Below are 11,931 nucleotides of genomic sequence, written 5' to 3' on the forward strand. Positions count from 1 at the left end.
AGACACCATGACGACCACCTGCTTCACCCGCCCTGCTTTCACCGCCCGTGTCGTGCCCGTCATCGTCCTGAGCGACGAGGCCCAGGCCGTGCCGCTGGCGCATGCGCTACTCGAAGGCGGCATCGACGTGATGGAGATCACCCTGCGCTCGGGCGTCGCGCTGCGCGCCATCGAGGCCGTGGCGCGCGCCGTGCCCAAGATGCACCTGGGCGCCGGCACCGTCACGCGCGCGGCCGAGGTGACCCAGGTGGTGAACGCGGGCGCGAAGTTCGCCCTGTCGCCGGGCTGCTCCGACGCCCTGGTGGACGCGGTGAAGGCGGCCAGGCTGCCCTTCATTCCCGGCGTGATGACGCCCAGCGAGGTGATGCGCGCGCGCGACCACGGCTTCACGCTGATGAAGCTGTTTCCCGCCGCGCAGGCCGGCGGCATCGGCATGCTCAAGGCGCTGGGTGCGCCCCTGCCCGACGTGCGCTTCTGCCCCACCGGCGGCGTGAGCCCCGAGAACCTGCGCGAGATCCTGGCCCTGCCCAACGTGGCCATGGCCGGCGGCTCCTGGCTCACGCCCTCGGACGCGCTGCGCCAGGGCGACTGGAAACGCATCGCCCGCCTCGCGCGCGAAGCCACCACCCTGGCCACCGCCGTCTGACGCCACCGCACGCCACCGACCCATGACCCTGCCCACCACCCTGCCCGCCTGGGCCCAGCTGCAATCCCTGGCCGGGGCACCGCAGCCCCACCTGCGCGAGCTGCTGCCCGCCGACACCGGCCGCGCCGAGCGCATGGCGCTGCGCGCCGCCGGCATCACGCTGGACGCGAGCCGCCAGCGCGTCTCGCCCGCCATTCAGCAGGCGCTGCTGGCGCTGGCCGAGCAGGCCGGCGTGGCGGCCCAGCGCGACGCCATGTTCCGCGGCGAGCCCATCAACACCACCGAAGGCCGACCCGTGCTGCACGTGGCGCTGCGCGGCGACCCGCTGCACACCGGGCCCTGGGGCGCGGACGTGCAGAAGGCCGTGCAGGTCGAACTGGCCCGCGTCTGCGACTTCGCCGAAGCCCTGCGCGCGGGCACGGTGCGCGGGCACAGCGGCGAAGCCATCACCGACGTGGTGAACATCGGCATCGGCGGCTCCGACCTCGGCCCGCGCATGGCGGCCGACGCGCTGGCGCACCTGGCCCACCCGGGCGTGCGGGTGCACTACGTATCCAACCCCGATGCCTGGGCGCTGTGGAGCGTGTTGCGTGGGCTGGACGCCGCGCGCACGCTGTTCATCGTCTCCAGCAAGACCTTCACCACGCAGGAAACGCTGACCAACGCCGCGAGCGCGCGGCGCTGGCTGAGCGACCACGGCTGCCCGGCCGACGCGCTGGGCCAGCACCTGGTGGCCATCACCGCCAGCCCGGCGCAGGCCGCGAAGCTGGGCTACCCGGCCGAGCGCACCTTCCTGTTCTGGGACTGGGTGGGCGGGCGCTATTCCGTGTGGTCGGCGCTGGGCCTGCCGCTGGCGATTGCCATCGGCTCCGAGCATTTCCGCCTCTTCCTGGCCGGCGCTCGCGCCATGGACGAGCACTTCCGCACCACGCCGCTGGCGCAGAACCTGCCGGTGCAGCTGGCCCTGAACGGGATCTGGAACCGCAACTTCCTGGGCCTGCCCACGCAGCTGGTCGTGCCCTACGCCTCGCGCCTGGTGCGTTTCACGCCCTTCGTGCAGCAGATGGACATGGAGTCCAACGGCAAGCGCACGCACACCGACGGCACGCCCGCCACGGTGGACACCGGCCCCATCGTCTGGGGCGGGCTGGGCATCGACGGGCAACACGCCTACTTCCAGCTGATCCACCAGGGCCGGCACACCGTGCCGGTGGACTTCATCGGCGTGCAGAACGAAGACACGCCCCTGCCCCTGGCCGCGACGCACCACGAGGTAGTCAACCTCAACCTGCGCGCCCAGGCCGAGGCCATGGCGCGCGGGCGCTCGCTGGCCGACACGCAGGCGCTGCTGCAGAAGGACGGCATGAGCGAAGCCGATGCCCGGGCCATGGCGCCGCACCGCAGTTTCGAGGGCAACATCCCGAGCCACATCCTCTGGCTGGACCGCCTGGACCCGGCGCGCCTGGGTGCCCTGATCGCGCTCTACGAACACAAGGTGTTCACCCAGGCCGCGGTCTGGCGCATCAACGCTTTCGATCAGTGGGGCGTGGAGCTGGGCAAGACCATGGCCAAGGCGATGGAGCAGGCCGCCCGCTGAGCCTGGTGGCGACAACGGGCCGCAAGCGGGCCCCAAACCGTGCTTTGTCGCGCAAAAATGCGGCAAAAAATACCGTATCGGGTATAAACGCAAAAGTTCCCGAAAGGGCAGGCGCTATTCCATCAGGTTCGGCACACACGGACAGCATCCACCAGCATGCAAAGAGTCAAGACCTTCCTCAGCAGCCTGACGTCGATCCTCACGCCGAATTCGGAGTCCGCGCCCAAGGCGCCCGACCCGAGGGCGATGGTCCTGATCCAGAAATCGATGCTCCGCCTGCTGGGTGTGCGAGGCGCCGAACTCAATCCCCAGCTGGAACACCGCATCCGCTACGCCTCCAGCATCGAGGCCCTCTGGTTCCTGCGCGCCGACCTGGCCCAGGCCCTGTGCCTGCAGCGCGACGAGTCCAGCGCCCTGGCCGCCGTCTCCGACCTCACGCCCCTCTTCGAAGGCAACGTCTCCAAGGCGCAGCTGCAGTCCTTCCAGCGCGGCCAGCGCCGCTGAATGACCCGCGTGGTTGCGTCAAGCGCGACCCGTGACGCCTGAAGCAACGCCCACCAGGGGCATCGAGGGTCCGGCTCTGCCGGCCCCAGGTGCCGTCCCCCTCCCAGCCGAAGGCGCCAGTGAGGGGGAAGCCACGAAGTGGCGCAGGGGGTGCCGCCTTCTTCACGCCAAGCCGCCGTTGGCGCGCAGCACCTGACCATTGACCCAGCCGCCGGCCGGGCTCACCAGAAACCCCACCACCGAAGCGATGTCGCCCGGCTCGCCCAGCCGCTGCAGCGGCGGCATCTGGGCATGCATCTGGATCTGCTCGGGCGTCTTGCCGTCGAAGAACAGCGCGGTGGCCACCGGGCCGGGCGCCACCGCGTTGACCGTGATGCGGCGCCCGCGCAACTCCTTGGCGAACACCTGGGTGAGCGACTCCACCGCCGCCTTGGAGGCGATGTACACGCTGTAGCCCGGCAGGTTCAGCGCCACCGTGGTGCTGGAGAAGTTGACGATGCGCCCACCCTCGTTCAGCCGCGTGGCGGCCTCGCGCAGGGTGTTGAAGGTGCCGCGCACGTTGGTGTCGAAGGTGCGCTCGTACAGCGCATCGCTGGTCTGCGCCAGCGGCACCGTCTTGAGCACGCCGGCGTTGTTCACCAGCACGTCCACCGGGCCGAGTTCGCGCTCGGTGACGTCGAAGAGGGCCCGCACCTCCTCGGCCTTCGAGACGTCGGCCCGCACCGCGATGGCCCGGGCGCCGCCGGCGCGCAACTCGGCCACCAGGGCCTCGGCCTCGGGGGCGCTGTGGGCGTGGTTCACCACCACGGCGTATCCGTCGGCGGCCAGGCGGCGGGCCAGTTCGGCGCCGATGCCGCGCGAGGCGCCGGTGACGATGGCGACGGGGGAGGAGGCGTTGGAGCTCATGGGGTTTTTCCTGAAAGTTGAACGATGGCCCGATGATGGATCGTTCTCCTCGAAAGATCATTGCCTCGAAATTGGCAACATCGTTCGAATTTCATCAACAATACCGCCCATGGACCGATTCCAGGAAATGCAGGTGTTCGTGCGCATCGCCGAGCGGGGCAGCTTCACGCAGGCGGCAGACGACCTGCAGCTGCCGCGCGCGACGGTGAGCAACCTGATCCAGCGGCTGGAGGCGCGCCTGGGCGTGCGCCTGCTGGAGCGCACCACGCGCACGGTGCGGCTCACGCCCGATGGCGAGGCCTACCGCCAGCGCTGCGTGGGCCTGCTGGCCGACCTCGAAGAAGCCGACGGCCTGTTCCGCCAGGCCGTGCCCAAGGGCCTGCTGCGCGTGAACCTGCAGGGCACGCTGGCACGCCGCTTCGTCGTGCCCGCCCTGCCCGCCTTTCTCGCGCGGCACCCGCAGCTGGAACTGCAGATCGGCGAGGACGACCGCCTCGTCGACCTGGTGCGCGAAGGCGTGGACTGCGTGCTGCGCGCCGGCCAGCTGCGCGACTCGTCCCTGGTGGCGCGCCGGGTGGCGCTGCTGCCGCAGCTCACCTGCGCCAGCGCGAGCTATCTCGCGCAATTCGGCGAGCCTCGGACCCTGGCCGACCTGGCCGGCCACCGCGCGGTGAACTACCTCTCCAGCGCCACCGGCCAGGCCCTGCCGCTGGAGTTCACGGTGAACGGCGAAGTGCGCACGCTGAGCCTGAGCGGCCCGGTCTCGGTGACGGGGGCCGACGTCTACGCGGGCGCGGCGATCGCCGGCCTGGGCCTGGTGCAGGTGCCGCGCTACCGCGTGGCCGACGAACTGGCCTCGGGCCAGTTGCGCGAGGTGCTGGTGGACCTGCCACCGCCCCCGCTGCCGGTGTCGGTGCTGTACCCGCAGAACCGCCAGCTCTCCGTGCGCGTGCGCGCCTTCGCGCAGTGGCTGGGTGAGCTGTTCGAAACGCTCACCTGATCCCCCACTGCGTTAGCATCGCCCCCCATGAAACCCCAGGTGCAATTCCGCCTCCGCATCAAGCGCGGTGATGTCATCGCCATCGGCCCGGGCAAGGTGAGCCTGCTCGAAGCCATCGCGCGCACCGGCTCGATCTCGGCGGCCGGCCGGGAACTCAACATGTCGTACCGGCGCGCCTGGCTGTTGGTGGACGAAATCAACCGCTCGCTGACCGGGCCGGCCGTGTCCACGGCAGCCGGCGGGGCCAAGGGGGGCGGTACCTCGCTCACGCCCGTGGGCGAAGAGCTGGTGCGGCGCTACCGCGCCATCGAGGCCATCGCCCTGGCCGCGGCCTCGGCCGAGCTGCAGCAGCTCACCCGCCTGATCGCGCCCTGAAGCGGGCCGCCCTCAGGGCGCCTCGGCGCCGGGCGCCCCCTGCGCCAGCGTGAGGCTCAGGTCCTGGGCGTCCTGGGCCCCGAGCACGAAGGACAGGCTCACGTGCTCCGACAGCACCAGGGTGAGCGCCAGCTCGGTGCTGCCCGCCACGGGCTCGACCATCCATTCGCACACCCGCACGGCGCTGCGCAGTTCGGGCAGGCGGCTGAGCGCGCCGCGCACCGGCACCTCCTGCGAGACCAGGTGGCTTGGCAAGGCATTGAACACGGGCGCGCTGTGCGAGGCCTGCTGCGCGTGGGTGGGTCCGGTCATGGCGTGCTCCGAAAAAGTGGGTCCGGCTTTCGCTATATTTCTCAGTATATAACCAAGACCGCGCCCTGGCACCGGCAGGGCGTCGCCCGTATGCTCGGCCAGACAACGGAGATCCACATGAACATCGATTGGGCCCACTTCACGCCCTGGGCCTCGCTGGCCGGGGGCATTCTGATCGGCCTGGCGGCGGCCGCCTTCATCCTCATGAACGGCCGCGTGCTCGGCATCAGCGGCATTCTGGGCGGCCTGCTGCCGCCCCGGGCGGGCGACGCGGGCTGGCGCATCGCCTTCCTGCTCGGGGTCTTCAGCGCCCCCCTGCTCTACGGCTGGCTCGCGCCCGACGGCCTGCTGCGCGCGCCGCGCATCGACGCGGGCACTGGCCTGCTGGTGGCCGCAGGCTTGCTGGTGGGCCTGGGCACGCGCTACGGCTCGGGCTGCACCAGCGGCCACGGCGTGTGCGGGCTCTCGCGCCTGTCGCCGCGTTCGCTGGTGGCCACGCTGTGCTTCATGACCGCGGGCTTCGCCGTCGTCTACGCCGTCCGCCACCTGCTCTGAGGAGACCCCACACCATGCAACGCATCATCGAATTTCTCGTCGGCCTGCTGTTCGGCCTGGGCCTGCTGCTCTCGGGCATGGCCGACCCGGCCAAGGTGCTGGGCTTCCTCGACCTGTTCGGCACCTGGGACCCCTCGCTGGCCTTCGTGATGGCGGGCGCGATCGCGGTGGGCGTCTTCGCCTTCGCGCTGGCGAAGCGGCGCACCACCAGCTTCTTCGGCGACGCCATGCACCTGCCGAAAGCCACGCAGATCGACCGGCGCCTGGTGCTGGGCAGCCTGGTGTTCGGCGCGGGCTGGGGCCTGGCGGGTTTCTGCCCGGGCCCCGCGCTCGTGTCGATGGCCTCGGGCGAGTTCAAGGCCGCGGTGTTCGTCGCGGCCATGCTGGTGGGCATGCTGATGCACGGCTGGGCCGAGCGCCTGCTCGCCCGGCCGGCGGCGGCCGCGCGCTGACGAACCCGGCTTACTTCGCGGCGCGCGCCTTGGCGACGGCGGCCTGCGTTTCCTTCCACAGGTCTTCGCCCACGTTGGCGGCGATGCCCGAGTTCACGCCAGCGAGTTTTTCGCGCATGCGGTTGGCTTCGGCCGGCGAGAGCTGGTTGATCTGCATGCCCTTGCCCTTGAGGTCGGCCAGCGCCTTGTCGGCCTCGGCGCGCGTGTCCTGGCGCTCGAAGTCGCGGCTCTTCCTGGCGGCGTCCAGCAGCACCTTGTGCTCGTCCTTGCTCAGGCCGTCCCAGTACTTCTTGCTCACCAGCACGATCCACGGGCTGTAGACGTGGTTGGTCACCGTGAGGTACTTCTGCACCTCGTAGAACTTGCTCGAGAGGATGGTGTTGTACGGGTTCTCCTGGCCGTCCACGGTCTTGGTCTCCAGCGCGGTGAACAGCTCGGAGAACGGCAGCGGCACGGCGTTGGCGCCCAGGGTCTTGAAGCTGTCGATGAACACGTTGTTCTGCATCACGCGCAGCTTGATGCCGTCCATGTCCTCGAGCTTGGTGACGGCGCGCTTGTTGTTGGTGAGGTTGCGGAAACCGTTCTCCCAATACACCAGGCCGACCAGGCCTTTTTCCTGCAGCTTGTCCATCACCTTCTGGCCCACCGGGCCGTCGAGCACCACGTCGGCTTCCTTGGCGTTGTCGAACAGGAAGGGCGTGTCCCAGATCGCCATTTCCTTGGTGATGCCCACCAGGGTGGCGGTGGAGCCCACCATCATTTCCTGCGCGCCGCCGATCAGCGCCTGCTGCATCTGCACGTCCGAGCCCAGCGCGGCGGCGCCGATGGCGCGGATCTTCATCTTGCCGCCCGAGGCCTTTTCGACCTCTTCGGCGAACAGCTTGGTGGCGCGGCCCTGGTTGGAGATTTCGTTGAGGCCGTAGCCGAAACGGATGATGCGCGGCTTGATGTCCTGCGCCCAGCTGGCGGCGAAGGGGGTGGCGAGCGCGGCGGCCGCGGTGGCGGCGATCAGGGTGCGGCGAAACAGGGTCATGGTTGTCTCCTTGGGGGTGGGTGAAGGGGAAGTGGCAAGGTCAGCGCATCCAGGCCACGGGCGCGGTGACGATCTGCGGGAACACGATGAACAGGCCGAGAACGATGAGGTAGGTGATCAGGAAGGGGTTCACGCCCTTGATGACCTGGTGCATGGGCAGGCGCCCGACCCCGGCCACCACGTTGAGCACGGTGCCCACCGGCGGCGTGACCAGGCCGATGGCGCCGTTGAGCACGAACATCAGCCCGAAGTACACCGGGTCGATGCCCGCCTTCACGGCGATGGGCAGCATCACCGGCGCGAAGATCAGGATGGTGGGCGTGAGGTCCAGCGCGGTGCCGATCGCCACCAGCACCAGCATCATCACCACCATCAGCACGCGCGGGTGTTCCACCAGCGGGCCCAGCCAGCCGGTGAGCGTGGATGGCAGGTCGGCCAGCGTGATCATGTAGCTGGCCACGGCGGCGCCGGCGCACAGGAACATCACCACCGAGGTGGTGCTCGCGGCGCGCACCAGCGCGCTGTACAGCTCGGGCAGGCGCATCTCGCGGTGCACGAAGAGCGCGATCACCAGCGCGTAGAACGCGGCCACCACGGCGGCCTCGGTGGGCGTGAAGATGCCGCTCTTCATGCCGCCGATGATGATCACCGGCATCACCAGCGCCCAGACCGCGCGGCCCGTGAGGCGCAGGCGCTCGGCCATGGGCACCGGCGGCGAGCTGGTCAGCGTCATCTTGCGCAGCACCACGCGCCAGGCCACCACCAGCGCCACGCCCATCACCAGGCCGGGCACGATGCCCGAGATGAACAGGGCCGAGATCGAGGTGTTGGTGGTCACGCCGTAGATCACGAAAGCCATGGACGGCGGGATGATCGGCCCGATGACGCTGCCGGCGGCGATGAGCCCGGCCGACGAGGCCACCGGGTAGCCGTGCTTGCGCATCATGGGCAGCAGGATGGCGGACATCGCCGCCGCGTCGGCCAGCGCCGAGCCCGACATGGCCGAGAGCAGCACCGCCGCACCGATGGCCACATACCCCAGCCCGCCGCGCACGTGGCCGACCCAGGCCTGCGCCATGTCGATGATGCGCTTGCTGATGCCGCCCGAGTTCATGAGCTCGCCGGCCAGGATGAAGAAGGGCACGGCCAGCAGCGGGAAGCTGTCGATGCCGGCCACCATGTTCTGCGCCAGCAGCTGGGTGTCCCAGAAATCCATCACCCAGGCCATGGCGGCCCCCGTGAGCAGCAGCGCGAAGGCCATGTTCATGCCGATGCCCATGAGCACCAGCATGCCGGCGATGAAGACCACGAAGGCCAATGCTTCAACGCTCATCGTGTCACTCCATGTCCACCGCGTGGCCCAGGTCGAGCGGCGTGCGGCGCACGATCTCGACCAGCACCATGGCGCCGATGGCCAGCGCGCACAGCAACGCCGGCAGGGGCAACAAGGCCACGGGGTAGCCCAGCACCACGGAGTGGCTGTCCATGCCCACCACCACCTGCTGCCACGCGCCCCGACCCAGCAGCACGCAGGCCAGCAGCACCAGCCCGCGGATGGCCAGCGTGGCGAAGGCGAATGCGCGCGGGCGATCGCGCAACGAGCCGACCAGGCTGGTGAAGGCCATGTGCTGGCCCAGCGGGTAGGCGGCGGTCGCGCCCAGGAACACCATCCACACGAACAGCAGGCGCGAGAGTTCTTCGGTGGCGTTGATGCCGCTGTCGAAGCCGTAGCGCAGCACCACGTTGGCGAACACGCAGACCACCATGCCCGCCAGGCACAGCGCGAGCAGGGCCTCGGCCCCGTGTTTCAAGACTTGCGATGGTTTCATGAGCGAAGCTCCAGGGAATGGGAGGTGGCGTTGCCGTGCACCCAATGCACCACGGCCTCACCGAGTTCGGCCAGCGGGCGCGTGGCGTCCAGCGGCAGCACGCCGGGTTCGCGGCGCGGGTCTTCCAGCGTGGCGAACTGGCTGGCCACGAGGCTCACCGGGAACAGGTGGGCCGGGCGCGCGGCCACGCGCTCGCGCGCCTGCTCCTGCGTGAGTTCGAGAAACACGAAGCGCAGGCCGGGCACGGCGGCGCGCAGGCGGTCGCGGTAGCGCAGCTTGAGGGCCGAACAGGTCAGCACCACGCCCTCGGCATGGGCCTGCAGCTGCTCGGCCAAGGTGTCGAGCCAGGCCGCGCGGTCGTCGTCGCTCAGGGGGATGCCGCCGCGCATCTTGGCGACGTTGCTGGCGGAGTGGAAATCGTCTCCCTCCAGCAAGGGCACGCCCAGCGTCCGGGCGCATAACTGGCCCAGGCTGGACTTGCCGCAACCCGCCACGCCCATGACGACGAGGGAGGTGTTCGGGGGCGATGCATTCATTTGGTAGCGCTGTCCCAACAAGGTGAAAAAGAAAACCGGTCCTCATGTCCGACCGTGCCCGCCTTCCTGGCTGGGACTTTGGTCGGCCTGTGGCACGATTCAGGGTAAATTCGGGTGTCCATGGCCTTGGACAGCGCTATCCTAACGCCAGGCTCACCGCCTCCAACACCGGGAAAACCCTTGGAACCGACCGAACGCAAGCGCCGCCACAGCGGCCGCACCACCCTCAGCGACGTGGCCCGCGCGGCCGACGTGAGCCCCATCACCGCCTCGCGCGCGCTGCGCGGCGAGCGCAGCGTGGCGGCCGAGCTGGTGGAGCGCGTCAAGCTCGCCGCCGAGCAGCTGGGCTATGTGCCCGACCCGGCGGCGCGCGCCCTCGCCTCCCAGCGCAGCACGCAGGTGCCGGTGCTGGTGCCGCTGCTGTCCAACGCGCTCTTCGTCGATGTGCTGGAGGCCGTGCACCGCACCCTGCTGCCACACGGCTACCAGACCCTGATCGGCGTGACGCACTACGAGCCGCGCGAGGAAGAGCAATTGCTGCGCAGCTACCTGGCGCACCGGCCGGCGGGCCTGCTGCTCACTGGCTTCGACCGCACCGAGGCCGCGCGCCAGCTCATCGCCGGCAGCGGCGTGCCCTGCGTGCACCTGATGGAATTGACGCAGGCACCGGGCGTCTACTGCGTGGGCTTCTCGCAGGTCGAGGCGGGCCACGCGATCACCGAGCACCTGGTGCAGCGCGGCCGCCGGCGCATCGCCTTCGTGGCCGCGCAGCTGGACCCACGCACCATGCAGCGCGCCGAGGGCTACCGCCGCTGCCTGCGCCAGCACGGCCTGTACGACGCGAAGCTGGAGCTGCTGAGCCCGCAGCCCTCGTCCATGCAACTGGGCGGTGAACTGCTCGAAGACCTGCTGCGCACCCGCCCCGAGGTGGACGCGGTGTTCTTCTGCAACGACGACCTGGCCCAGGGCGGCCTGCTGTGCGCGCTGCGCCTGAAGATCGAGGTGCCCGCGCGCATCGCGGTGGCGGGCTTCAACGACCTCTCGGGCAGCGACCAGATGGTGCCGCCGCTGACCACGGTGCGCACGCCGCGCCGCGCCATCGGCGAGGCCAGCGCGCAGATGCTGCTGAGCCTGATGCGCGGCGAGCTGCCGCCCAAGCCTTCGCTGGACCTGGGCTTCGAGCCCCTGATCCGCGGCAGCAGCTGAGCCCGATCAAACCGGGAAACGATCGGCGTAGTCGACCTCGAGCCGCGAGTGCAACCGCCAGTAGCGCGGCGCCTCGCGGCCCCGCATGCGCGCGACCAACAGATCGAGGTGCGCATGCCATCCGGCCGACACGCTCAGCACATCGTCGCGGCTGGGCAAACGCTGGTGCGTGATCACGAGCCGCACACCGCCCCCGACTTCACGCAGCTCGTACTGAACCTCGCCCTGCCCGCCCCAGGTGTGGGCCAACCGATGCGGTGGCTCGCACACCGTGACCTGTCCCAGCAGTTCCGCGCAGGCCGCCATGTCCGCGTATTTCGGTGGCGCGGGGTCGTCGGCATGCGTCAGCTCCTTGTGGCGGAACGTCAATGCCACCCGGCCGCCCACCTGCAGGTCCATCGCGCCGCCGGCCAGCCACTGGGCGCGCTTGTCCTCTTCGGTGATCCAGGCCCACGCCCGCTCGATGGGGCCGGGCAGCAGGCGTTCGATGCGCACCGTGTCGGGGGCGGTGAGCACGCCGTAATCGTCGTCCTTCATGGTTTTCTCCTTGGGTTGCGGGGTGCCCGCGGTTGCCGGGCCTTGTCCTCGGCTTTGAGCAAGGCTTCGAGCACATCGACGCGCTGCTGCCAGAACCGCTCGTAGTGGCGAATCCACTCGAGCCCGGCGTGCATCGGTGCGGCGTTCAACTGGCAGAGGTGGGTGCGTCCGGTGATGGTGCGCTGAATCAACCCGGCCCGTTCGAGCACCTGGATGTGCTTGGATGCCGCGGCCAGCGAAATGTCGAACGGCGCCGCGAGCTCGCCCACGGGCAGGGGCTGCGAGGACAGCGCGGCCAGCATGGCACGCCGGGTCGGATCGGCCAGGGCGCGAAACACGGCGTCGAGTTGGGGCGCTTGATATTCAACCATGAAGTTGAATATATACGCCACCCGAACAACTGTCAACCGAATGATTGAATGTTTTTTCCGCCGTCCCCTGGC

General features: G+C 69.7%; 16 protein-coding genes. 8 read left to right on the forward strand and 8 right to left on the reverse strand.

The window, feature by feature from the left end:
* Window positions 1–7: 7 nt before the first annotated feature.
* From eda to AC1Q9M_RS04445, 3 genes are all read left to right on the forward strand, one after another.
* The gene (gene eda / locus AC1Q9M_RS04435; protein ID WP_382159385.1) at window positions 8–646 is read left to right on the forward strand and encodes a bifunctional 4-hydroxy-2-oxoglutarate aldolase/2-dehydro-3-deoxy-phosphogluconate aldolase; all 639 of its coding nucleotides are present in this window, start codon (window positions 8–10) and stop codon (window positions 644–646) included.
* Between the two features lie 22 nt (window positions 647–668).
* Complete coding sequence (gene pgi, locus AC1Q9M_RS04440; protein ID WP_382323812.1) at window positions 669–2,243, forward strand: glucose-6-phosphate isomerase; 1,575 nt, start codon at window positions 669–671, stop codon at window positions 2,241–2,243.
* Between the two features lie 156 nt (window positions 2,244–2,399).
* Window positions 2,400–2,747 carry a hypothetical protein gene (locus AC1Q9M_RS04445; protein ID WP_291113075.1) on the forward strand — a complete coding sequence of 116 codons (348 nt, stop codon included), beginning with the start codon at window positions 2,400–2,402 and terminating at the stop codon, window positions 2,745–2,747.
* Between the two features lie 162 nt (window positions 2,748–2,909).
* Here the strand turns inward: AC1Q9M_RS04445 and AC1Q9M_RS04450 are convergent, their stop codons facing one another.
* Window positions 2,910–3,653 carry an SDR family oxidoreductase gene (locus tag AC1Q9M_RS04450; RefSeq protein WP_492432602.1) on the reverse strand — a complete coding sequence of 248 codons (744 nt, stop codon included), beginning with the start codon at window positions 3,651–3,653 and terminating at the stop codon, window positions 2,910–2,912.
* Between the two features lie 109 nt (window positions 3,654–3,762).
* On the opposite strand from AC1Q9M_RS04450, the gene AC1Q9M_RS04455 reads away from it, so the two are divergent.
* Window positions 3,763–4,653, forward strand: a complete 891-nt coding sequence (locus AC1Q9M_RS04455; protein ID WP_382323811.1) for a LysR family transcriptional regulator — start codon at window positions 3,763–3,765, stop codon at window positions 4,651–4,653.
* Between the two features lie 27 nt (window positions 4,654–4,680).
* On the forward strand, window positions 4,681–5,028 hold the full coding sequence (locus AC1Q9M_RS04460; protein ID WP_382159393.1) for a winged helix-turn-helix domain-containing protein: 348 nt from the start codon (window positions 4,681–4,683) through the stop codon (window positions 5,026–5,028).
* A 12-nt stretch (window positions 5,029–5,040) separates the two neighbouring features.
* Here the strand turns inward: AC1Q9M_RS04460 and AC1Q9M_RS04465 are convergent, their stop codons facing one another.
* Entirely contained in the window at window positions 5,041–5,340 is a 300-nt protein-coding gene (locus AC1Q9M_RS04465; protein WP_492432605.1) for a hypothetical protein, read from the reverse strand.
* A 117-nt stretch (window positions 5,341–5,457) separates the two neighbouring features.
* Between AC1Q9M_RS04465 and AC1Q9M_RS04470 the strand changes: the two genes are divergently transcribed.
* Together AC1Q9M_RS04470 and AC1Q9M_RS04475 are read left to right on the forward strand one after the other, a co-directional pair.
* Window positions 5,458–5,895, forward strand: coding sequence for a YeeE/YedE family protein (locus AC1Q9M_RS04470; protein ID WP_492432607.1), 438 nt, complete (start codon window positions 5,458–5,460; stop codon window positions 5,893–5,895).
* A gap of 14 nt (window positions 5,896–5,909) precedes the next feature.
* Window positions 5,910–6,347, forward strand: a complete 438-nt coding sequence (locus AC1Q9M_RS04475) for a DUF6691 family protein (protein ID WP_492432609.1) — start codon at window positions 5,910–5,912, stop codon at window positions 6,345–6,347.
* Window positions 6,348–6,357: 10 nt separating this feature from the next.
* Here the strand turns inward: AC1Q9M_RS04475 and AC1Q9M_RS04480 are convergent, their stop codons facing one another.
* From AC1Q9M_RS04480 to AC1Q9M_RS04495, 4 genes are read right to left on the reverse strand one after another with little or no spacing between them, the layout of a single operon-like run.
* Window positions 6,358–7,380 carry a TRAP transporter substrate-binding protein gene (locus tag AC1Q9M_RS04480; protein ID WP_382159399.1) on the reverse strand — a complete coding sequence of 341 codons (1,023 nt, stop codon included), beginning with the start codon at window positions 7,378–7,380 and terminating at the stop codon, window positions 6,358–6,360.
* Window positions 7,381–7,420: 40 nt separating this feature from the next.
* Window positions 7,421–8,713 (reverse strand): TRAP transporter large permease, encoded by a 1,293-nt coding sequence (locus AC1Q9M_RS04485; RefSeq protein ID WP_291113066.1) that lies wholly within the window; start codon window positions 8,711–8,713, stop codon window positions 7,421–7,423.
* 4 nt (window positions 8,714–8,717) lie between these two features.
* On the reverse strand, window positions 8,718–9,209 hold the full coding sequence (locus tag AC1Q9M_RS04490) for a TRAP transporter small permease subunit (protein WP_382159401.1): 492 nt from the start codon (window positions 9,207–9,209) through the stop codon (window positions 8,718–8,720).
* Window positions 9,206–9,745, reverse strand: coding sequence for a gluconokinase (locus tag AC1Q9M_RS04495; protein WP_382323807.1), 540 nt, complete (start codon window positions 9,743–9,745; stop codon window positions 9,206–9,208). The genes AC1Q9M_RS04490 and AC1Q9M_RS04495 overlap by 4 nt, the downstream gene beginning before the upstream one ends.
* A gap of 120 nt (window positions 9,746–9,865) precedes the next feature.
* Here AC1Q9M_RS04495 and gntR point away from each other — a divergent pair, with 120 nt between their 5' ends.
* Entirely contained in the window at window positions 9,866–10,951 is a 1,086-nt protein-coding gene (gene gntR / locus AC1Q9M_RS04500; RefSeq protein WP_382323806.1) for an HTH-type transcriptional regulator GntR, read from the forward strand.
* A 6-nt stretch (window positions 10,952–10,957) separates the two neighbouring features.
* Here gntR and AC1Q9M_RS04505 read toward each other — a convergent pair whose 3' ends face one another.
* Both AC1Q9M_RS04505 and AC1Q9M_RS04510 read right to left on the reverse strand, forming a co-directional pair.
* Entirely contained in the window at window positions 10,958–11,488 is a 531-nt protein-coding gene (locus AC1Q9M_RS04505; RefSeq protein WP_382323805.1) for an SRPBCC family protein, read from the reverse strand.
* A complete protein-coding gene (locus AC1Q9M_RS04510; protein WP_382325543.1) occupies window positions 11,485–11,859 on the reverse strand; it encodes an ArsR/SmtB family transcription factor in 375 nt (124 codons plus the stop codon). The genes AC1Q9M_RS04505 and AC1Q9M_RS04510 overlap by 4 nt, the downstream gene beginning before the upstream one ends.
* Window positions 11,860–11,931: the final 72 nt, after the last annotated feature.

The sequence above is a fragment of the Hydrogenophaga sp. GW823-FHT04C09 genome, assembly GCF_058796355.1.

Excerpts from the sequence above, each read along its gene's own strand:
- eda (WP_382159385.1), top strand. The coding sequence starts at position 8 with ATGACGACCACCTGCTTCACCCGCCCTGCTTTCACCGCCCGTGTCGTG.
- pgi (WP_382323812.1), top strand. The coding sequence starts at position 669 with ATGACCCTGCCCACCACCCTGCCCGCCTGGGCCCAGCTGCAATCCCTG.
- AC1Q9M_RS04445 (WP_291113075.1), top strand. The coding sequence starts at position 2,400 with ATGCAAAGAGTCAAGACCTTCCTCAGCAGCCTGACGTCGATCCTCACG.
- AC1Q9M_RS04450 (WP_492432602.1), bottom strand. The coding sequence starts at position 3,653 with ATGAGCTCCAACGCCTCCTCCCCCGTCGCCATCGTCACCGGCGCCTCG.
- AC1Q9M_RS04455 (WP_382323811.1), top strand. The coding sequence starts at position 3,763 with ATGGACCGATTCCAGGAAATGCAGGTGTTCGTGCGCATCGCCGAGCGG.
- AC1Q9M_RS04460 (WP_382159393.1), top strand. The coding sequence starts at position 4,681 with ATGAAACCCCAGGTGCAATTCCGCCTCCGCATCAAGCGCGGTGATGTC.
- AC1Q9M_RS04465 (WP_492432605.1), bottom strand. The coding sequence starts at position 5,340 with ATGACCGGACCCACCCACGCGCAGCAGGCCTCGCACAGCGCGCCCGTG.
- AC1Q9M_RS04470 (WP_492432607.1), top strand. The coding sequence starts at position 5,458 with ATGAACATCGATTGGGCCCACTTCACGCCCTGGGCCTCGCTGGCCGGG.
- AC1Q9M_RS04475 (WP_492432609.1), top strand. The coding sequence starts at position 5,910 with ATGCAACGCATCATCGAATTTCTCGTCGGCCTGCTGTTCGGCCTGGGC.
- AC1Q9M_RS04480 (WP_382159399.1), bottom strand. The coding sequence starts at position 7,380 with ATGACCCTGTTTCGCCGCACCCTGATCGCCGCCACCGCGGCCGCCGCG.
- AC1Q9M_RS04485 (WP_291113066.1), bottom strand. The coding sequence starts at position 8,713 with ATGAGCGTTGAAGCATTGGCCTTCGTGGTCTTCATCGCCGGCATGCTG.
- AC1Q9M_RS04490 (WP_382159401.1), bottom strand. The coding sequence starts at position 9,209 with ATGAAACCATCGCAAGTCTTGAAACACGGGGCCGAGGCCCTGCTCGCG.
- AC1Q9M_RS04495 (WP_382323807.1), bottom strand. The coding sequence starts at position 9,745 with ATGAATGCATCGCCCCCGAACACCTCCCTCGTCGTCATGGGCGTGGCG.
- gntR (WP_382323806.1), top strand. The coding sequence starts at position 9,866 with ATGGCCTTGGACAGCGCTATCCTAACGCCAGGCTCACCGCCTCCAACA.
- AC1Q9M_RS04505 (WP_382323805.1), bottom strand. The coding sequence starts at position 11,488 with ATGAAGGACGACGATTACGGCGTGCTCACCGCCCCCGACACGGTGCGC.
- AC1Q9M_RS04510 (WP_382325543.1), bottom strand. The coding sequence starts at position 11,859 with ATGGTTGAATATCAAGCGCCCCAACTCGACGCCGTGTTTCGCGCCCTG.